Here is a 19223-nt window from a genome sequence, read left to right on the forward strand (position 1 = left end):
GCGGCTTTTATTCTTCTGTCAATTCGTCTGTGTCAGCAAAATCAACCTGACCTGCTTCTTCCATAGCTTCAAATTCACTTGCAGACTTGATATCGATACGGTATCCAGTCAAGTGAGCTGCCAAGCGAACGTTCTGTCCACGACGACCGATTGCAAGAGAAAGTTTATTATCTGGTACAACAACCAAGGCACGCTTGCTGTCGTTTTCATCAAAGATAACTTGGTCAACTTCTGCAGGAGCAATGGCATTGTAGATAAACTCAGCTGGATCCGCCACCCATTCGATAACGTCGATGTTTTCTTCTACAGGTACCATGCGGTCGCTCTTAGCATCGTAGCGAGCTGGGTGGAATTTGCTAGTGATTTTCTTGATGTTTGCACCACCGCGTCCTACAATTGTTCCGATAGCATCAACGTTAGGATTGTGACTACGAACTGCAACCTTGGTACGGTCACCCGCTTCACGAGCTACGCTCATTATTTCAACGGTTCCATCGTATACTTCTGGAATTTCTTGTTCCATCAAACGTTTGATCATTTCTGGATGACTACGGCTAACAAAGACGTTAACTCCACGAGGGTTGTCTTCAACTTTGTAAACATAGACTTCGATACGATCATGAGAAGCAAAAACTTCTCCAGGAATTTGGTCTTGTTTTGACAATTGGGCTTCGATGCTACCAAGGTTGACATAGATGAAACGGTTGTCAAAGCGTTCTACTGTACCTGACATGATTTCTTGTTCATGTTCTTTGTATGTATTGTAGGTAATGGCACGTGTTTGCTTGCGCATTTTTTCCATAATGGTTTGTTTCGCAGACTGAGCCGCTACACGACCAAACTCTCCTGGTGCTTCTTCAAATTTGATTTTGTCACCAAGCTCATAGGCTGAATTAATGGCAAGAGCATCTTTCAAACTGATTTCCAAACGGCTATCAAATACTTCATCAACAACTTCGCGGACAGTATAGACTGTAAAGTCACCTGTTTTTTCGTTGAAGTCAATAGCTACGCTGTCTGATTGACCATAGCGTCTACGATAAGCAGAACGAAGTGATTCTACTACTGCGTCGATGATATCTTCTTTCTTGATTCCCTTGTCTTCTTCCAAAATGCGGAAGGCCTCTAGCATTTCTTTACTCATGTTCTTTTTACTTTTGAATTTTCAAAAGCTATCCTTTCTTTTCTATAGTTTTACTGCCAAACGTGCTTTTGATACCAAACTGTATGGAATTTGGACTGTTTTCTTACGTGTCTTGTCCATATATTCCACAGTCAGCTCATCGTCTTCAAAGGCCAACAAGGTTCCCTCAAAGATTTTTTGCTTGTCGATGGCCTTATAAAGACCAACGTGAATGTATTTCCCAACTGCTCCATCTATAGCTTCCTTGGTTTTCAAAGGACGCTCCAAGCCAGGGCTAGTCACTTCTAGGAAGTACTGTTCTGGGAATGGATCTGGTTGAATCTGATCCAACAGAGGACTAATCACTTCTGTCAAATCTGCCGTATCGTTCAAAGTAATACCGCCTGGTTTATCAACAAAGATACTTAGAACATAATCTCCTACAACCTTTTCATATTCGACATCCACCAATTCAAATGGAGCTTGAATTGCCGGTTCAATAAGTTCTGTTACTAATTCAACAATTGTTGCGATAGGACAACACCTCCTCATGAGCAAGAGGCGAAGATATTTCTCCGCCTCACTTTCTCATATTCTTACTATAAGTATAGCACATTTAAGGACCTGTGTAAAGCATAAGCACTTAAACTACTTGATTTTAAGCTATTTCTTAAAATTCTGCCTCGACTCGATAGATAACCTGACCTTTGCTAGAGAATTTTTGCTCGTATTCAGTCATAACATTACCTTCAAAGTCGCTAGCATGCAAGTCCAACCATACTCCATTGAGCTTCATTCCATATTGTGAAAAACTTACTAGACTATATTCGAAGAGCCCTCGATTATCCGTTTTAAAATGAATTTCACCATGTTCTGGCAAGATTCGTTTAAAGGTATCTAGGAAACTCTTATATGTCAGACGACGCTTTTCATGGCGCTTTTTGGGCCAAGGATCCGAAAAATTCAAATAGAGGCGGTCAATCTCACCATCTTCAAAATAATTGGTCAAATCTGAGCCATCTACCCATAGGAGTTTGATGTTAGGCACTCCTACTTCTAGGACCTTGTCTAAGGCAAAACTTAAGACGGATTTTTGGATATCAATACCGATGTAATTGATATCCGGATTTTGTTTAGCCATACCTGATACAAAGGCACCTTTCCCACTTCCAACTTCAACATGAATGGGATGATTATTTCCAAACAATTCTCTCCATTTCCCTTTGGCTTCCACAGGATTTAGAACAACATACTGAGGATTAGCCTCTAGTAACTCCGTTGCTCCTTTACGATTTCTTACTCTCATTTTTTCTTTCCATACTTATCTCGGAAGGTGCGCAAAGCATAAATCTCCCGATTTACATTATCCAAATCTTGATTTTCATAGTATTTGGTAATCAGACTCAAAAAGGACAGTTGAGCATACCAATATAACTTATTCAAAACCGTTTGATTGTACTTGTAGCCATAATTTGTCAGCCACTCTTGCCATTGATACTCTGGAATATAGTGACAGAGCAGATAGGCCACATCAAACATACGATCCGTCAAGCGAACAGAATCCCAGTCTACCAAGTAAATCAAACCGCTCTCTGTCTCAAACCAATTGCTGTGACGAACATCCCCGTGAACTATGGTTGCATAATCTTCCCTAAACCCAGGAAGGTTCTCACGCATATCACTCAAGATCAGGCGTAGATACTGGTTATTTTTCAAAGCATCAGGAGCCTTATTCACCCATGACTGAAGTAAATCCGAAGGTGTTTCTAATGCATACCCCAAGCGTGTCAACTGGGTCATTAAGGGACGTGAACGGTGTAAACGTGTCAAAATATCGATAATTTGTTTACGGTTCATATCGCTTGGCGTCAAAATTTTCCCTGTCAACCATTCCTGAGCAGACATATCACGACCGTCTGGCAAACGACGGATCCAGAGTAATTGCGGCGCAATTTGCTCTCTAGCTAAACCAGGCAGGATTGGAGAAGTATTCATTTTTATAAAAACACGTTTTCCATCAGGATAAGTCCCCATATAAGCTTTTCCGCTCTTCCCAGATATAGGAGTTAACGTTAGCTCAATATCACCCAAGTCCATTTTTTTCCTCCGAATAAAGTTTCCTTATTATTCTACTAATTTTTATGCTATTCGTCAACCAATCTTCTCAGTTGATATGGCAAATAAAGATATTGTAATACAAGGCCTGCTCCCACAAGGGCTAAGACGAGGATTTTATCCTTGAAAACAACCAATCCTATGAGACTTTCCAAGACCAAGACAAACATGCCAATCGCTCTCAAAATTTCCTTCAATCCTCTCTCTTTTTGCCCCTTTCCTACTGGAAATAGCTGCGTCAAATATTGATAGTCAAAGGCATGATAGAGGGCTAGCAGCTGGAATAACAAAAGATAGTTGAATAAAATTACAATTGCGACTGCAATCCAAGATTGCTCAATGAAGATGAGAGCGGTCAAAGATAGGATTATGAGTCGGAGACTAAGAGCGAATAAATCTCCATTTCTCAGATAGGAGCGAAGATAAAGATTCTGCCAGATTTTTCCCGGTACTTTCTGAACTCCTTTGAGGATAAAGTCTAGATAAGCCCGTCTCTTAACGCTGTTTGAAATCCCCTTGACCTGGGTAAAGAGGGCAAAGAATCGAAGCAAGAACTGCTTACGTTTACTTTCTTGTGCAATGACATAATCCCAGTCAAGCCCATTTGCAAGAATAAATTTGCTGGATTTTCGACGAAAAATCACATATTTTACTATCCCCAAGACAAGGAGATAGACTCCAAAAATCGGCAAACCAAGACCCATAGCTAAGAATAAAGGCGCAAACAGGAGCAAAAAGAGAGTCTGTACACTGACCCAAAAGATAAAAGAAATCAGACTTTGCTTCTGAATGTGTTCTCTCACTTTTTCTTCAGCTACTAAGAGAAAGAGTTTGTCAGGTGCTTCTAGATAGGTCGCAATACCACCCCAAAGCAACAGTAAAATAGATATAATCCCAATCAAAATTAGAATTGGGAAGTGATTCTCAGGAAAGTGTTGCAGCAACTGATTGTACTGGTAGGCCAAAAAACCTAGTAACACCAATAAAAACAAAACAAAATGATCATTGAGCACATAACGAAGGTAGCCCAAACATTCCTTGCGAAATTCCTGCTTTCGTTTTAAAAACAAGTCTTTCATAGCTCCTCCTCTTTGGTCAGAGCCAAATAGATATCATTAAGGCTTGCATCTGGCATAGCAAATGCTTCTCGGAGTTGTTGGAGATTTCCTTTGGCTCTTACTTGACCTTTGTGGAGAATGACAAAAGAGTCACACATCTTTTCAGCTGAATCAAGGACGTGGGTACTCATAAGGATAGATTTGCCTTTTTTCTTTTCCACTTCTAGAAGATGAATTAAGTCTGAAATTGCCAAGGGGTCGAGGCCGAGGAAAGGCTCGTCTACGATAAAGAGACTTGGATCCACAACAAAGGCACAGATGATCATAACCTTCTGCTTCATCCCTTTTGAAAAATGAACAGGGAACCAATCCAGTTTCTGATCCAAGCGAAACATTTTTAGAAGGGGCTCTACACGTTCGAAAGCGATAGTTTGCTCGATACCATAGGCCATAGCAACTGTCTCAATATGCTCTCTGAGAGTCAATTCTTCATACAAGCTAGGAGTTTCTGGGATGTAGCCAATTTTCTTACGATAGTTCGTAACATCCTCACCTAGAGTCAATCCATCAATACTTATCTTTCCACTGTAAGGAGTCAAGAGTCCGATAATTTCGTTGATGGTTGTTGATTTACCTGCACCATTTAAGCCGATCAAACCAACCAACTGCCCGCTCTCAACAGTAAAAGATACATCCTTTAAGACAGGGACGTGGACATAGCCTCCTGTCAGGTTTTTAATTTCTAACATATTTTCTCCGAATCTGGTATAATGTAGCTATATTATATCAAAATTCAATACATTAGAGGTGGTTTTTATGTCAGATTGCATTTTTTGTAAAATTATCGCTGGGGAGATTCCCGCATCAAAGGTTTATGAGGATGAAGAAGTCCTTGCCTTTCTTGATATTTCTCAAGTAACACCTGGTCATACCTTGGTCGTACCTAAAGAACACTATCGCAACCTTTTAGAAATGGATGCGACGAGCGCTAGCCAACTCTTTGCAAAGATTCCAGTCATTGCTCAAAAAGTTATGAAGGCTACCCAAGCTGAAGGCATGAATATCATCGCCAACTGCGAAGAAGTCGCTGGACAAACCGTTTTTCATACCCATGTTCACCTCGTTCCTCGTTATAGTGCAGATGATGACCTAAAAATTGACTTTGTTGCCCATGAACCTGACTTTGACAAACTTGCCCAAGTCGCTGAAAATATCAAAAACGCTTAAGGAGTTCCTATGAAACTATCAAATTTACTACTTTTTGCTGGATCAGCAGTCGGATCTTACCTCCTCGTTAAAAATCGTGAAGTTATCACTGAAGAAGTTTTAGATACAACTGATCGCGTTGAAGCTATCAAGGATGATTTGGATATCATCCAAAACAGCTTACAAATCATCGACCAACAAAAAGAAGTCATCAAGGAGTATCAAGAAGACCTCACTTACAAATTTAAAGCCTTAGAGAAAGACCTCCAAGCACGACTTGCTGTGATAAAAGAACTACGAGAAACTGAAGAAAACTAAAAAAGAAAGCATCTATCTTTCCTTATATCCCCTTAAATCCATCTTGGATTACCAGCTCCTAACAGAAAAGGGAGGGACTAAAAATAAAACTGTTTTTAAAAGTCATCTTGATTATTTCTGGTTGCATCTGTCTTCTTGCAACCCTAGCATTTCTACTAGTGGCCAATCTTTTCAAGGCTTCATCAAGTGACATCCGAAAAGGGAATGAAGATTTAAAACAAATCTTTATCTCTCTTGACATGCCTCCTAAAAAAGTAGAATCAGATGGACACTATGAATTCGAGGGTGGAGGCTTAAATTTTTATGTGACTTTCTCAGATGAGGTCATCAATAGCCACCCTGTCCTGAAAGAAAGTCCAAACCTGACTAAAAACCGACTCAAAGTCTATGTCCTACAGACAGGAGATATTTCTTACTATAAAGTAGGGGATAACTTGTTCAATCACGGTTTATTGCAATTTTTAGAGAAGGAAAGTAGGAATTATTTACAGGAAATCGGAAAGAAACCAAATCCTAATTACTCAATTCTATATTGGAAGGATCAGGAGAGCCTAAAAAAGGGTGTCGCATTCTATGAAAAAGCTTTGACCTTGGTAGATATTCAGGATAATTCGGCGATTAAGCACATTGATACCGTAACTGTGAAACCCGGCAAAGAAGCAGAACTCAAGCAACTCATCCAGGAAATGGATGAAGCTGGCTTGCTCACTCAAAAGTATAAATAGTAGACTAACTGGAAAATGATTTTCTGAAGCTAAATTTTTCAAGACAACACAAAAAGAGCCAATCGGCTCTTTTTGCTTTATTCTCCTTCAAAGGCATCTTTTATATGGTCAAAGAAGCCTTTTTTCTTTGGATTGACTTTCAAGTCACCTGCAGCTGCGAATTCTTTCAAGGCTGCTTTTTGTCGTTCATTCAAACCTGTCGGAGTCACGACATTAACAGTGACGTATTGGTCACCAACAGCACCACCACGTAGGCTCGGAGCTCCCTTGCCACGTAGGCGGAATCGTTTACCGGTTTGAGTTCCCTCTGGAATCACCAATTCAACATCACCGTGAACGGTTGGAATATCGACTGTATCACCAAGAGTTGCTTGGACGATATTGAGGTTTAATTTGTAGAAAATAGTTGTTCCTTCACGTTCAAATTTGTCGCTCGGCTCAACATTAACAACAACATACAAGTCTCCATATGGTCCGCCGTTAAATCCAGCTTCCCCTTGACCCGCTAAACGGATTTGTTGACCAGTTTCGACACCAGCTGGAATTTTCACATGGACACTGTGGGCTTGTTTTTCATGACCCGTTCCATGACAAGTTGTACATGGATCTTTGATTTCTTTTCCACGTCCGTGACAGACATCACAGGTTACTTGACGACGCATCATACCAAGCGGTGTTTGAGTATCAACATTGATAACACCAGAACCGTGACAGCGTCCACAAGTAACTGGACTTGTTCCAGGCTTAGCACCTGATCCATTACATGTACGACAGGTTGCTTCACGATTGTATTTGACTTCTTTTTCAGTACCAAAGATGGCTTCTTCAAAAGTTAAATTGACGCGATATTGGAGGTCATCACCTTGACGGGGTGCGTTTGGATTGCGAGAAGAACCGCCTCCGCCGAAAAAACTTGAGAAGATATCTTCAAAACCACCAAAACCACCTGCACCATCGAAGCCACCGAAACCGCCTGCACCACCAAAGCCACCATTGGCCCCAGCAGCACCGTATTGGTCATAGGCAGCACGTTTTTGTTCGTCACTCAAAGTCTCATAAGCTTCTTGAACTTCCTTGTACTTTTCCTCAGCACCAGGCTCCTTGTTGATATCTGGGTGATATTTTTTAGATAATTTCCGATAGGCTTTCTTGATCTCATCTTGAGATGCATTCTTTGAAACGCCCAAACGGTCATAAAATTCAGTATTGTTCATTTAAGATACCAAGACCGTAAAATTCGACTGAAAAATAGGAAATCTAACGCAGGAGCTATGCTCCTAGACAGATTTATCTTTTTTCCGAGAATTTAGGTCGGGTTCAGTTCCTTTCTTTTATATTGAATTAGAAACTTTGGAACCCGTGTTCAGTTACGAACACTCTTTGTTCCTTTCTTTCTAGTATTGCGAAACGAACTAAAATATTAGTATCGTCCCATTTTACCGAAAAACAGAGGCTGGGTTGCAACCTCTGGATTTCTTACTATACTTACTAGTTTAAGTTTTAAAAATCAAACTAGTAATGCTGAATTGAGTTTCGGATTAAAGGAATCCTCAAATCTCGGAACCTTTCTTTATTTCAGGAGGTTCCGCTAAAACAATCCACTGGATTGTTTTACTTTTCCGTAAACTCTCCGTCTACGACGTCATCGCCTGCGTTTCCTGTTGCTTGTGCGCCTTCTGCTTGAGCTTGTTGCGCTGCTGCGGCTTGTTCGTAGAGTTTAACGGCAAGTCCTTGAGCTTTTTCGTTCAATGCTTCAAGTTTTGCTTTCATTTCGTCCAAGTTGTTGTCTTCTTGGGCCTTCTTAAGCTCATCGAGGGCAGCTTGGGCAGCATCACGTTCTGCATCGAAGCCTTTGCCTTCAGTTTCTTTGATTGTCTTTTCAGTCGCAAAGATAGCTTGGTCTACTTCGTTACGAAGGTCAACTTCTTCTTTACGTTTCTTATCTGCTTCAGCGTTTGCTTCTGCATCTTTCATCATGCGGTCGATTTCTTCATCAGTCAAACCTGAGTTGGATTGGATAACAATTGTTTGTTCTTTTTGAGTTCCAAGGTCTTTGGCTTTAACAGATACGATACCGTTCTTGTCGATGTCAAATGTTACTTCGATTTGTGGGATACCACGAGGTGCAGCTGGGATATCTGTCAATTGGAAACGTCCAAGAGTCTTGTTATCTGCTGCCATTGGGCGTTCACCTTGAAGAACGTGGATATCAACGGCTGGTTGGTTGTCTGCTGCAGTTGAGAAGACTTGTGATTTAGATGTTGGAATGGTTGTGTTGCGGTCGATCAATTTTGTGAAGACTCCACCCATTGTTTCGATACCAAGTGACAATGGTGTTACGTCAAGAAGGACAACGTCTTTGACATCACCAGTGATCACACCACCTTGGATCGCAGCACCCATGGCAACTACTTCGTCAGGGTTCACTGATTTGTTTGGTTCTTTACCAGTTTCAGCCTTAACAGCTTCTACAACGGCTGGGATACGAGTTGAACCACCAACAAGGATGACTTCATCGATTTCTGACAAGCTCAAGCCTGCATCTGAAAGGGCTTGGCGAACTGGAGTTTTCGTACGTTCTACAAGGTCACGAGTCAAATCATCGAATTTCGCACGAGTCAAGGTCATTTCCAAGTGAAGAGGTCCAGCAGCTCCTGCAGTGATGAATGGCAAGCTGATTTGTGTTGAAGTGACACCAGAAAGGTCTTTCTTAGCTTTTTCAGCTGCATCTTTCAAACGTTGAAGTGCCATCTTGTCTGTTGACAAGTCGATACCGTTTTCTTTCTTGAATTCTGCTACTAAGTGGTCGATGATTTTTTGGTCAAAGTCATCACCACCGAGTTTGTTATCCCCTGCTGTTGCCAATACATCGAAGACACCATCACCCAATTCAAGGATAGATACGTCGAATGTACCACCACCAAGGTCGAATACCAAGATTTTTTCTTCTTTGTCAGTCTTATCCAAACCATAAGCAAGGGCTGCTGCTGTTGGTTCGTTGACGATACGTTCTACTTCAAGACCAGCGATTTTACCAGCGTCTTTAGTTGCTTGACGTTGCGCATCGTTGAAGTAAGCAGGAACTGTGATAACTGCTTTCGTTACTTTTTCACCAAGGTAATCTTCAGCGTAACCTTTCAAGTATTGAAGGATCATAGCTGAGATTTCTTGTGGAGTGTATTCTTTTCCGTTAGCAGAAACTTTTTCAGAAGTACCCATCTTAGATTTGATAGAGATCACTGTATCTGGATTTGTCACTGCTTGACGTTTTGCAGCGTCACCAACGATGATTTCACCATTTTTGAATGACACTACAGATGGAGTTGTACGGTTACCTTCTGGGTTTGCGATGATTTTGCTTTCAGTTCCTTCAAGAACTGCAACTGCTGAGTTTGTTGTACCTAAGTCAATACCGATAATTTTAGACATGTGTTTTTCTCCTTAAATTTTATATTCTTTTTTCTTTTTGATACTCTTCTTAAGTGGCGACGCCGTCAGAGCTTGACTTCGTCAATCTCTTTGACTAAACTTTGAGCCTAAGGTCTCAAAGTTTGCGCAAATAGCGCCACGGCGAAGAGTATCGCCAATGGTTCGCTTCGCTCACTATTGCAAAGCTGAATAATTTTTTATCTTTCTTCATAGTTTTCTGTCGTTTCGGACAAGGTTTTTAAGTTCTCTAGACTAGTTGTAGACAACTACCATAGCCGGTCTTAGGATGCGGTCATGGAGTTTGTAGCCTTTTTGAAAGACTTGTGCGATGGTGTCTGCTGGATGCTCATCATCAGCTGGGACTGTTTGAATTGCCATGTGGTAGTTATGGTCGAATTCACCGTCCGCTGCGATCTCCTCGATTCCTTCTTCTTTCAGAGCGTGAATCAAACTTTCTTGCACCATTTCCAAGCCCTTCTTCACATCATCTGTCAAACCTTCGACTGCAAGGGCGCGCTCAAGGTTATCAAGTGATGGCAAGATTGCTTTTGCCAAATCTTGGCTACGATAGCGTTGCAAGAGTTGACGCTCTTCATTGGCACGACGCTGAATGTTTAGCATTTCTGCGTGGGCACGAAGATATTTGTTTTCAAACTCCTCGGCACGTTCATTAGCCAAGTCCAATTCCGACTTCTCGGGAGTTGTTTCTTCTACTGGTTCAACAACTTCCTCTTCTTTTACTTTTTCATTTTTTATATCTTGGGACATTTTCGCCTCCTTTAATGATTTCAATCTTAATTCACTTCATAGTGATTGCTGCTGAGATAGCGGTAAAAATCCGTCAACTTCATGGTCAAAACTCGATTGACAACGTTGAGTTGATTAACCAATTGTTGATAATCCAGATTAACTGGACCAATAATCGCCAGAATTCCAAACCCACGATAGGGAATCAGGAACTTACTGCTAATTACTGCTAAGTCAGCAAGACAAGATTCTTGGCTATCAGCAACTCGGACACTTTGCATCTGGTCACCAATCAGATTTTCTCGAATTGCCAAAGCTACCTTTTGTGGCTGATCAAAGAATTGATAGGCCGCTAAATTAGCGAAATTCAAAAGATTGACTTTGCCAGAAACCACGATATTTTCATTGAACATTTCTTTGAAGATATGCTCAATAAGATCCATAACATTATCCGTTGTTGTGAAGTAACGTTGGATAATTTGCGGAATCTCTGTCCGAATCTTGTAGTGAATATCCAAAACAGTCTGATCCAGGAAACGTTCTTGAATCATGGTCTTGAGGCGATTTAAATCCTCCTGCAAGAAATTTCTCGGAATCAAAAACTGACTGGTAACTGTTCTAGACTCATCAAGCGTAAAAACAGCAAGAGCTGTATGTTGCCCGAGGACAACAATATCAAAAGCTGTTAGCTTCTGTCTACTTGGTTCTACATCCAGTGCAACAACCGTACAACCACTCAAGTCTGTCAAGATTCTAGTTGCCTCTTGAAGAATATCCTCAAGTTTGAAGAATTCCTGATCAAAGGCTTTTACAATCTCATAAACTTGATTCTCAGCTAAACGGTCGAAGGATAAGGAGTGTTTGACATAATATTGAAAACCAGCCACACTCGGCATCCGACCACTGGAAGTATGAGCCTTTTCAAGCAAACCTTGCTTTTCTAGAGCTGCCATATCATTTCGAATGGTAGCACTACTTGAGTTGATAGTCTCTTGCAAGGCCTTAGATCCAACAGGTTCGTGCGTTTTGGTAAAGATGTCAATAATCAGATTTAAAATATTCTGCTGACGTTCTGTAACCATCTCGTCACTCCTCTCTGATAGATCTTTTTAGCACTCGACGTATCCAAGTGCTAACTTATGATTCTATTATACACCCTTAGAAAAGAATGTCAAGACAAAAACTCAAAAAATTAGCACTCTTTTGCCAAGAGTGCTAAAAATCAGTCTGAGGTCCTAGAAAATCATCTTACATTCTCAAGATATTTCTTTTTAAGTCTGTAAAAACTATAGATTAGGTAAGAAATCATGAGGGCATAAAGGGCAAAAATAAGGAAGAAAGACTGAGAGAGACTTTCGCGAAACAGGCTCATACAAACAACTAGACCGCCAGAGATAGAAACTGTAGATATACGAAGTCTAGATTTCACATCAGCCCATCGAAGACGATCGTCCATGAATGATTGATCATTTGAATCTACATCACAAGTTGCTTTTCGAAAAACAGTATAAGAACAATTTTCCACAAATTCCCATCCTCTATCCTTAATACTTTGTAAATCTATCTCATTTTTTCTAAGGTAGCTAGTATTCCACACACGGTAAATTACATCATCTGATCGGCATGGTTCAAAATAGAAAAAGCCAAAACGATTGGCTTTAAATTTCCAACCTTTCAAATGCATCTCATGCAAATAATCTTCTACCTTATCCAAATCAAAAATGGTAAACATTCGAAATTGTACTTTGCTTTTCATTGTCTAACCTCCAAAATGGTTTTATTTATCAGATAATTCTCTCCACTTTTGAAACAATCTCCAAAAAATATAAGAAATCTGAATCGCGAAAACTATCAATAAAGTACAGTCTATGATAACAATCAAAAACATTCCCCAACTGAAAGAACTACCTCCACTGACAAACTTTGAGAAAATCGGTAGTAGAGCTGAAAAGAGAAGCAAAATAGGAAGCATCCGCATTGTTAAAATCTTCTTGACCATTGCTAACTTCCCTGTCGCGTCATTATAAATTTCAAACTCGGCATCCGACTCAACTCCAGAATAAAGCTTTCTAAAGTAGGAAAAACCATTAAAGTCTGTAATATGCTCCCAGCCACAATCTTTAAATAGTTGTAAATAGGAAGCTCTCTCTGACTTTTTCATAGGATAAAAGTCCAACTGATAAACCACCTGCTCCGGTTGGCACTTTTCAAAAGTATACTTAACCGCAACTACTAAGTTAGAATAACTTACTTCCTTAAGTTTCCAGCCCTGAGCATGCATTTCTCCGAGATAGAGAGCTTCTCTATCATAATCCGCAATGGTAGCAATTCTATAAACAACTTTCTTTTCCATCAAAGCTCCTCCCGACTGTTTCTATAGAGCCGCTCAATACGTTTCAACTCAATCTCTAAAACTTTTCGGCCCAAGTCTGTTATCTGATAGATTTTACGTTTCTCCTCTTCTCGGACAAAGGAAACCAAACCATCCTTTTCCATCTTCGATAGGGTTCCATACATAGTTCCAGGACTAATGGATACTTGCGAATCTGTCATCTCTTTGACCTTTTGTGTAATACCATAACCATGGTTCTCCTTTTGCAGACAGAACAGAATATAAAAACCCGTTTCAGTCATGGGAAGGTAAACCCGCCTAATCTTATCTGTTAATTCCATTTAATCAGACCTCCTATTCAGTTCGATATATCGCACCTCGTTATATAAAATATATCACACCTCGATATAAAATGCAAGAAAAAAAGATTGTCCTCACGGACAATCTTTCTGATTTATCATTAGTATAGATCTAGGTAGTTATCAATTTCCCATTGTGAAACGAAGGTTGCATAGCTTGCCCACTCAATTCGTTTGGCTTCAAGGAAGCTAGTGTAGATGTGTTCACCTAGAGCTGCTTTAACCACTTCGTCTTCTGTCATGGCCTTCAAAGCGTTGTGAAGAGTTGATGGAAGGTCTGTGATACCAGCCTCTTTACGCTCTTCTGCAGTCATGATATAGATGTTTTCTTCGATTGGCGCTGGTGCTTCGATTTTGTTTTCAATACCGTGCAAACCAACTTCCAAAAGAACAGCCATTGCGATATATGGGTTTGCCATTGGGTCTACTGAGCGCAATTCCAAACGTGTTCCCATTCCACGAGTAGCAGGAACGCGCACCAACGGTGAACGGTTACGACCAGCCCAAGCGATGTAAACAGGTGCTTCATACCCTGGAACCAAACGTTTGTATGAGTTAACGGTCGGGTTCATGATAGCTGTGTAGTTGTAGGCATGCTTGATCAAACCACCAAGGAAATGATAGGCTGTTTCTGACAATTGCATTCCTTTTGGATCATTTGGATCAAAGAAAGCGTTGTTCCCTTTATCATCAAACAAGGACATATTGCAGTGCATTCCTGAACCAGCGATACCAAATTTAGGTTTAGCCATAAAGGTTGCATACAAACCGTGTTTACGAGCAATGGTTTTCACAACGAGTTTAAAGATTTGAATCTTGTCACATGCACGAAGAACTTCATCATACTTAAAGTCAATCTCATGTTGACCTACGGCAACTTCGTGGTGACTGGCTTCTACTTCAAATCCCATTTTAGTCAAGACATTTACAATCTCACGACGGGTATTATCCGCAAGGTCTGTAGGCGCCAAATCAAAGTAACCACCCTTGTCATTCACCTCAAGAGTTGGGTCTCCATTTTCATCCAGCTTAAATAGGAAGAATTCTGGTTCCGGACCAAGGTTGAAAGATTTGAATCCAACTTTCTCCATGTGATGAAGAGCTCGTTTAAGGTTGCTTCGAGGATCTCCAGCAAATGGCTCTCCTTCTGTTGTATAGACATCACAAATCAATCCTGCGACACTACCGTTCTCATCTCCCCAAGGGAAGACAGTCCATGTGTCCAGGTCAGGGTACAAGTACATATCTGATTCATTGATACGAACAAACCCTTCAATAGAAGATCCATCAAACATAGCCTTGTTTGACAAGACCTTGTCTAGTTGTTCATCTGTAGCAGGAATTTCGACGTTTTTCATGGTTCCCAAAATATCTGAAAACATGAGACGGATAAAGGTTACATTTTTTTCCTTAACTTCACGACGAATATCTGCAGCTGTGATTGGCATGGTTTTTCTCCTTATATATGACGACTAGCGGTTGCCTAACCGCGACCAAAAGGCGATTGTTGAGAAGCAAAGCGACTTTGTTGAAGAACCTCATTCCGAAGGGCCCGACGCACCTCAGTTTGACTGACTGGTTTCTTGGCTTTCGCCTCACGTTCGGCATATTTTTTCTTGATAGCAGCAATGTTAAGACCTTCAGAGATATAATCTTTAATTTCAAGCAATCGATCCATATCATTCAAAGAATACATACGGCGATTACCTTCGTTTCGATCAGGTTTTATCAACTCTTGATCTTCATAATAACGAATTTGACGCGCCGAAAGATCGGTCAGCTTCATAACACTACCAATGGGGAAAACTGCCATATTGCGACGAAATTCTTTTTCCTTCATGTACACTTCCTTCTTTCTGTCTATTATAGTCTAAAAAAATTCAATCGTCAATCAATAATGTTATATCTTGTGACATTATTTTGTCTTTTTCAGTAAAATGCTCCGTAAACGATCAATATCGTAATTTACAAGAATTGCTGCAAAAACACCCATAAAAGTTTCAAATACACGAGCAAATACGTACAAAACAGTCTCTCCACTCGGAATTGATAAGGTAATAATCAACATAGCCGCAACTCCACCGATAACTCCTGACTTATTGTTCATGGCAACATTTGTCATAATGGTTAACATGGTACAAATTGGAACTACAAGAAGAGTTACCCAAAAGGCTCCATGAAAAAAGTTATTTAGGAGGAAGAACATCAGCGCATAAAAACCACCGATACTATTCCCTAAAATACGTGATGTCCCAAAGTGGACACTTTTATCAAAGTCTTCTCTCAAGCTAAAAACGGCTGTAAGAGCCCCAATCTGAAGTCCCTTCCATCCAAAAAAACCAAAAATCATGAGGACCAAAAAAACAGCGATTCCTGTTTTAAACGTTCGCATCCCTAACTTAAACTTAGATTTATCAAATGTATACTTTTTAAAATAACTCATAGGCTCATCTTTCTTTTTTCCATTTTATCATAATTTTACTTTTTTGAGAAAAGGATTCCTCAATTGAAGAAAATAGGAACTAAAAAGAGAAGGGTATAAATCCTTCTCTTTTATATTCCAATATTCTATTTTAGAATAAATACATGAAAGCCAAGGTCACGAGACTAGCAAGCAAGCCCACTCCCCAGAAGAAGAAATCGACCTTCCACTCACTCCAGGCTTGGCCTTTACCTGAAAATCCACCCAACTCAAAATGGTGATGAACTGGTGTCATCCGGAAGATACGTTTTCCTCCAGTCAACTTAAAGTAGGTAACTTGCATCATGACAGATGTTGTTTCAAAAACATACACTATCCCAATCAAGAGCAAGGTCCATTCTTGGTGTAACGCCATAGAAATAGCGGCCAACATTCCTCCAAGAGCAAGACTTCCCACATCTCCCATAAAAACTTTAGCAGGCTTATGGTTAAAGACAAAGAAACCAAGAAGACCACCAATCATGGCAAGAATCACTAGGAGAATATCCAATTGGTTTTGTACATAAGCAATGACTCCATAGGCAGATAGGCTAATCACTACTGAGATACTTGCCAACCCATCAATTCCGTCAGTCAAGTTAACAGCATTCGAAAAACCAACTAACCAGAAGAGAGCAAAGAAAATGTAAAGAACGCCTAGGTGCAATGGATACCCAAATACATTTAAGACATCCCCTCCTCTTTCATAAAAGAGATAGAAGATAACTCCTCCTACTAATTGAAGCAAGAGCTTTTGTTTAGGATTGAGCCCTTCATTGATTTTACGAAAAACCTTGAGGAAATCATCTAAGAAGCCAACCAAACCATACAAAACGAGAATAAAGAGGATCATTCCGACATTGTTGGTTAGTTGATTAGTCAAAAGTGCAAGAACTAAACTAACTAAAACACTTGTTACGAGGAAGACTATTCCTCCCATTGTTGGCGTCCCAGCTTTTGCTTGGTGCTGTTTAACATCCTCATGCATCTGTTGGCCTGTAATTTGCGCCTTTCTATAAAATTGGATAAAGGCCGGAATTCCTACTAAAGTTAGTAAAAATGTCACAATTCCAGCACTAATAGAAATAAACATATTAGTCTCCTAAAGTTAATTTAATTTTTTTAATGTTTTTGATAGCTGTATTAGTCCGAACATCTTGCTTCTGAACAACGGAACCTGAACCTTCAAATTCCAGTTCAATATCCAACCATTTAGCAAAGGTCTCGGCAGTCTCTTTTTTCCAGCCATACATGTCTGGAATTTCTTCTACCTTATCCGATAAAAGGAGAACTTGTTGGTTTGGTGCAAGATTGGTCCCTTCTTCTACAGAAGTCTCTTTAATCTTTGTTCCAGTACCTACAACGATTGGTTGCACAATATTTCGGCGTAAGGCTTCCGCCAACTCACCAGGTGAAATATCCTTGATGCTAGGCATTGCATAAGAAGATTCTGTCGTAACTTTATCTAAATTTTTGGCTGGAGATTGAAGATTGAGAGATTCTTTCATAGCTGAAGCCCGCTCCAAGATTGGGGTGGCAAATTCTCCCAACTGGATACCTGAATAATGCTCAGGCTGTTGAACCGTTACATACAAGATAAAATCAGGATTTTCAGCAGGATTCATAGTCACAACTGAGAAAATATAATTGGTAGAACCAACCAAGTATCCTCCATTTTTCTCATCAGCGATTTGAGCCGTACCGGATTTAACTGCTACATTTTGTCCAGGAACTGTTATAATTGGCTTTCCTGTGTAGTGATTATACATAGTTCCATATAGAGGGTCCGTCCCAACTAAGATCATGTGATTTCGAGTTGTGCTTGCTGCCTCTTTGGAAACAGGATTTCCTACTATTTCTTTTTGTGACTTACGTACAGACTGATTGTTAGTATCATAAATAGCACTTATAAATTTTGGCTCCAGCATAACTCCATCATTAGCAATAGCTGTAAAGGCACGAAGCATTTGTGTTTGTGTCACTGAAATTCCTTGCCCAAATGAGCTTTGAGCAATACTAACAATATTATCAGCTGGAAGTTGACCAGCGTATTCATCTGTCAAGCCAAAGCGAGTTGGAACCCCAAATTTAAAGCGTTTTAGATAATCCAACCAAGTAGCATCTCCCATTTTTTGTTCAAGTAGACTCATTCCAACATTACTGGAGTGAGCGAAACCTTGTAAGAAAGTCATCATCCCACCAGTAGTCAAACCATCATTAACATCCCAATCTCGAGTCGTCGCATCCGCTATTTTGAATTCACTGCTATTGAAGTATTCTCCACTTGGGAAGGTATTATTATCAATAGAAGAAGCTAACGTCATAACCTTCATGGCTGATCCTGGTTCATAGTTACTTTGATAAAGAATATCACGCCAAACAAAGTCCTCAGTGATTCCTTCTTTAGTATCTGCATTAAAGGTAGGTCGTTGGGTGGTAGCGAGGATTTCACCGGTCTTTGCACTGACCAAGGTCGCGGTCATATACTTACCTTTTACTTTTTCTAGAAAGGCATCCATCTGAGTTTCCATGAAAGATTGTAGCGGACTAGACAATGTTGTATAAACATCCTTGCCATCCACAGTTTGTTGCGATACCAGTTCTGTACCTGGTACGATATTTCCTACACGGTCTTTTTCATAGGTAATAATACCGTCTGTCCCAGCAAGAATGGTATTTAAAGAACTCTCCAAACCAGAAGTCCCTAACAAACTCTTACTACCATCCTCATTTTCATGAAGTTGGGCTAAGCCAATAAAGCTAGAAGCAAATTGTCCATTTGGATAGCTTCTATTTGGACTAGTCGTAAAATTAATACCCTCAACCTTAGCAGATTCTAAGTCCTGTTTAATGGACATCATATTAGCATAGGTAATCCCATTCCCTTTAGCACCAAAAGAAACCTGTTTGAGATTTGGTTGAGAGAGTTGGTCTTTGACGTAAGTCTCCTCCATATCTAAGTATTTATGAAAAATTTCTGCCACTTTGTTGTACTGAGATTCTTCTACATAAAGAACATCACCATTAGCGGACTTATATTCTTTATCTATTACAGCATAAACATTATAGGAGGTTGCATCTTCTGCAATCGGAGTTCCATTACGATCATAAATGGTTCCCCTCTTAGCAGGGACTGTTCGTGTTGTTTGATGAACCTTATAAGCTTCTTTGACCAGGTCAACACCAAACTTCTTTCCCGTACCAATAATCACCGCAAAGTTAACCAAAAAAACAGCAAAGAGAATGACAGCTAAGAGACTAAGGCTTTTTCCAACTCGTCTGCGGTTTTCTAGAGGAGTTCTGCGATTCTTAATGGCAAAGTGTACTATTTTTTCTTTCCATGTTTTCAT

21 protein-coding genes are annotated in these 19223 nt (G+C 40.1%); 3 read left to right on the forward strand and 18 right to left on the reverse strand.

The window, feature by feature from the left end:
- Positions 1-7 precede the first annotated feature (7 nt).
- The 6 genes from nusA to TZ94_RS04345 all read right to left on the reverse strand — a co-directional run bounded on the left by nusA (position 8) and on the right by TZ94_RS04345 (position 5045).
- Positions 8-1144 carry a transcription termination factor NusA gene (gene nusA / locus TZ94_RS04320; RefSeq protein ID WP_006144963.1) on the reverse strand — a complete coding sequence of 379 codons (1137 nt, stop codon included), beginning with the start codon at positions 1142-1144 and terminating at the stop codon, positions 8-10.
- Between the two features lie 42 nt (positions 1145-1186).
- Positions 1187-1675 carry a ribosome maturation factor RimP gene (gene rimP / locus TZ94_RS04325; protein ID WP_045614519.1) on the reverse strand — a complete coding sequence of 163 codons (489 nt, stop codon included), beginning with the start codon at positions 1673-1675 and terminating at the stop codon, positions 1187-1189.
- A gap of 118 nt (positions 1676-1793) precedes the next feature.
- Positions 1794-2429: a tRNA (guanosine(46)-N7)-methyltransferase TrmB gene (gene trmB, locus TZ94_RS04330; RefSeq protein ID WP_045614521.1), complete on the reverse strand. Its 636-nt coding sequence runs from the start codon at positions 2427-2429 to the stop codon at positions 1794-1796.
- Positions 2426-3220, reverse strand: coding sequence for a cell cycle regulator CcrZ (gene ccrZ / locus TZ94_RS04335; protein WP_045614523.1), 795 nt, complete (start codon positions 3218-3220; stop codon positions 2426-2428). Before ccrZ ends, trmB begins: the two co-directional genes overlap by 4 nt.
- A gap of 47 nt (positions 3221-3267) precedes the next feature.
- Entirely contained in the window at positions 3268-4317 is a 1050-nt protein-coding gene (locus tag TZ94_RS04340) for an ABC transporter permease (RefSeq protein WP_045614526.1), read from the reverse strand.
- A complete protein-coding gene (locus tag TZ94_RS04345) occupies positions 4314-5045 on the reverse strand; it encodes an ABC transporter ATP-binding protein (protein ID WP_045614529.1) in 732 nt (243 codons plus the stop codon). The genes TZ94_RS04340 and TZ94_RS04345 overlap by 4 nt, the downstream gene beginning before the upstream one ends.
- Before the next feature lie 67 nt (positions 5046-5112).
- On the opposite strand from TZ94_RS04345, the gene TZ94_RS04350 reads away from it, so the two are divergent.
- The 3 genes from TZ94_RS04350 (at position 5113) to TZ94_RS04360 (ending at position 6545) form a co-directional block, all read left to right on the forward strand.
- Positions 5113-5523, forward strand: coding sequence for an HIT family protein (locus TZ94_RS04350; protein ID WP_045614531.1), 411 nt, complete (start codon positions 5113-5115; stop codon positions 5521-5523).
- Positions 5524-5532: 9 nt separating this feature from the next.
- Positions 5533-5820 carry a hypothetical protein gene (locus TZ94_RS04355; RefSeq protein ID WP_045614534.1) on the forward strand — a complete coding sequence of 96 codons (288 nt, stop codon included), beginning with the start codon at positions 5533-5535 and terminating at the stop codon, positions 5818-5820.
- A gap of 83 nt (positions 5821-5903) precedes the next feature.
- Complete coding sequence (locus tag TZ94_RS04360) at positions 5904-6545, forward strand: hypothetical protein (RefSeq protein WP_045614536.1); 642 nt, start codon at positions 5904-5906, stop codon at positions 6543-6545.
- A 77-nt stretch (positions 6546-6622) separates the two neighbouring features.
- Here TZ94_RS04360 and dnaJ read toward each other — a convergent pair whose 3' ends face one another.
- The 12 genes from dnaJ to pbp2X all read right to left on the reverse strand — a co-directional run bounded on the left by dnaJ (position 6623) and on the right by pbp2X (position 19223).
- Positions 6623-7759 carry a molecular chaperone DnaJ gene (dnaJ, locus tag TZ94_RS04365; protein WP_045614538.1) on the reverse strand — a complete coding sequence of 379 codons (1137 nt, stop codon included), beginning with the start codon at positions 7757-7759 and terminating at the stop codon, positions 6623-6625.
- Between the two features lie 397 nt (positions 7760-8156).
- The gene (dnaK, locus tag TZ94_RS04370) at positions 8157-9974 is read right to left on the reverse strand and encodes a molecular chaperone DnaK (RefSeq protein WP_045614540.1); all 1818 of its coding nucleotides are present in this window, start codon (positions 9972-9974) and stop codon (positions 8157-8159) included.
- Positions 9975-10226: 252 nt separating this feature from the next.
- Entirely contained in the window at positions 10227-10742 is a 516-nt protein-coding gene (gene grpE / locus TZ94_RS04375) for a nucleotide exchange factor GrpE (RefSeq protein WP_045614542.1), read from the reverse strand.
- 26 nt (positions 10743-10768) lie between these two features.
- Positions 10769-11803, reverse strand: coding sequence for a heat-inducible transcriptional repressor HrcA (gene hrcA, locus TZ94_RS04380; protein ID WP_045614544.1), 1035 nt, complete (start codon positions 11801-11803; stop codon positions 10769-10771).
- A gap of 161 nt (positions 11804-11964) precedes the next feature.
- Entirely contained in the window at positions 11965-12477 is a 513-nt protein-coding gene (locus TZ94_RS04385; RefSeq protein WP_045614546.1) for a DUF2812 domain-containing protein, read from the reverse strand.
- Between the two features lie 21 nt (positions 12478-12498).
- Positions 12499-13074 (reverse strand): DUF2812 domain-containing protein, encoded by a 576-nt coding sequence (locus TZ94_RS10140; RefSeq protein ID WP_045614548.1) that lies wholly within the window; start codon positions 13072-13074, stop codon positions 12499-12501.
- The gene (locus tag TZ94_RS04395) at positions 13074-13394 is read right to left on the reverse strand and encodes a PadR family transcriptional regulator (protein WP_000423982.1); all 321 of its coding nucleotides are present in this window, start codon (positions 13392-13394) and stop codon (positions 13074-13076) included. Before TZ94_RS04395 ends, TZ94_RS10140 begins: the two co-directional genes overlap by 1 nt.
- Positions 13395-13513: 119 nt before the next feature.
- On the reverse strand, positions 13514-14860 hold the full coding sequence (glnA, locus tag TZ94_RS04400) for a type I glutamate--ammonia ligase (protein WP_045614549.1): 1347 nt from the start codon (positions 14858-14860) through the stop codon (positions 13514-13516).
- Between the two features lie 35 nt (positions 14861-14895).
- Positions 14896-15252: a transcriptional repressor GlnR gene (gene glnR / locus TZ94_RS04405; RefSeq protein WP_000659542.1), complete on the reverse strand. Its 357-nt coding sequence runs from the start codon at positions 15250-15252 to the stop codon at positions 14896-14898.
- Positions 15253-15327: 75 nt separating this feature from the next.
- A complete protein-coding gene (locus tag TZ94_RS04410) occupies positions 15328-15855 on the reverse strand; it encodes an FUSC family protein (protein ID WP_045614551.1) in 528 nt (175 codons plus the stop codon).
- Between the two features lie 130 nt (positions 15856-15985).
- A complete protein-coding gene (mraY, locus tag TZ94_RS04415; RefSeq protein WP_045614553.1) occupies positions 15986-16966 on the reverse strand; it encodes a phospho-N-acetylmuramoyl-pentapeptide-transferase in 981 nt (326 codons plus the stop codon).
- Between the two features lies 1 nt (position 16967).
- Positions 16968-19223 (reverse strand): penicillin-binding protein PBP2X, encoded by a 2256-nt coding sequence (gene pbp2X / locus TZ94_RS04420; RefSeq protein ID WP_045614555.1) that lies wholly within the window; start codon positions 19221-19223, stop codon positions 16968-16970.

Origin of the sequence: Streptococcus infantis, from assembly GCF_000960085.1 — a bacterium.
Classification (GTDB): Bacteria; Bacillota; Bacilli; order Lactobacillales; family Streptococcaceae; genus Streptococcus; species Streptococcus infantis_C.

Excerpts from the sequence above, each read along its gene's own strand:
- glnA (WP_045614549.1), bottom strand. The coding sequence starts at position 14,860 with ATGCCAATCACAGCTGCAGATATTCGTCGTGAAGTTAAGGAAAAAAAT.
- nusA (WP_006144963.1), bottom strand. The coding sequence starts at position 1,144 with ATGAGTAAAGAAATGCTAGAGGCCTTCCGCATTTTGGAAGAAGACAAG.
- dnaK (WP_045614540.1), bottom strand. The coding sequence starts at position 9,974 with ATGTCTAAAATTATCGGTATTGACTTAGGTACAACAAACTCAGCAGTT.
- mraY (WP_045614553.1), bottom strand. The coding sequence starts at position 16,966 with ATGTTTATTTCTATTAGTGCTGGAATTGTGACATTTTTACTAACTTTA.
- TZ94_RS04350 (WP_045614531.1), top strand. The coding sequence starts at position 5,113 with ATGTCAGATTGCATTTTTTGTAAAATTATCGCTGGGGAGATTCCCGCA.
- pbp2X (WP_045614555.1), bottom strand. The coding sequence starts at position 19,223 with ATGAAAACATGGAAAGAAAAAATAGTACACTTTGCCATTAAGAATCGC.
- rimP (WP_045614519.1), bottom strand. The coding sequence starts at position 1,675 with ATGAGGAGGTGTTGTCCTATCGCAACAATTGTTGAATTAGTAACAGAA.
- glnR (WP_000659542.1), bottom strand. The coding sequence starts at position 15,252 with ATGAAGGAAAAAGAATTTCGTCGCAATATGGCAGTTTTCCCCATTGGT.
- dnaJ (WP_045614538.1), bottom strand. The coding sequence starts at position 7,759 with ATGAACAATACTGAATTTTATGACCGTTTGGGCGTTTCAAAGAATGCA.
- TZ94_RS04345 (WP_045614529.1), bottom strand. The coding sequence starts at position 5,045 with ATGTTAGAAATTAAAAACCTGACAGGAGGCTATGTCCACGTCCCTGTC.
- trmB (WP_045614521.1), bottom strand. The coding sequence starts at position 2,429 with ATGAGAGTAAGAAATCGTAAAGGAGCAACGGAGTTACTAGAGGCTAAT.
- hrcA (WP_045614544.1), bottom strand. The coding sequence starts at position 11,803 with ATGGTTACAGAACGTCAGCAGAATATTTTAAATCTGATTATTGACATC.
- ccrZ (WP_045614523.1), bottom strand. The coding sequence starts at position 3,220 with ATGGACTTGGGTGATATTGAGCTAACGTTAACTCCTATATCTGGGAAG.
- TZ94_RS04410 (WP_045614551.1), bottom strand. The coding sequence starts at position 15,855 with ATGAGTTATTTTAAAAAGTATACATTTGATAAATCTAAGTTTAAGTTA.
- TZ94_RS10140 (WP_045614548.1), bottom strand. The coding sequence starts at position 13,074 with ATGGAAAAGAAAGTTGTTTATAGAATTGCTACCATTGCGGATTATGAT.
- grpE (WP_045614542.1), bottom strand. The coding sequence starts at position 10,742 with ATGTCCCAAGATATAAAAAATGAAAAAGTAAAAGAAGAGGAAGTTGTT.
- TZ94_RS04340 (WP_045614526.1), bottom strand. The coding sequence starts at position 4,317 with ATGAAAGACTTGTTTTTAAAACGAAAGCAGGAATTTCGCAAGGAATGT.
- TZ94_RS04385 (WP_045614546.1), bottom strand. The coding sequence starts at position 12,477 with ATGAAAAGCAAAGTACAATTTCGAATGTTTACCATTTTTGATTTGGAT.
- TZ94_RS04355 (WP_045614534.1), top strand. The coding sequence starts at position 5,533 with ATGAAACTATCAAATTTACTACTTTTTGCTGGATCAGCAGTCGGATCT.
- TZ94_RS04395 (WP_000423982.1), bottom strand. The coding sequence starts at position 13,394 with ATGGAATTAACAGATAAGATTAGGCGGGTTTACCTTCCCATGACTGAA.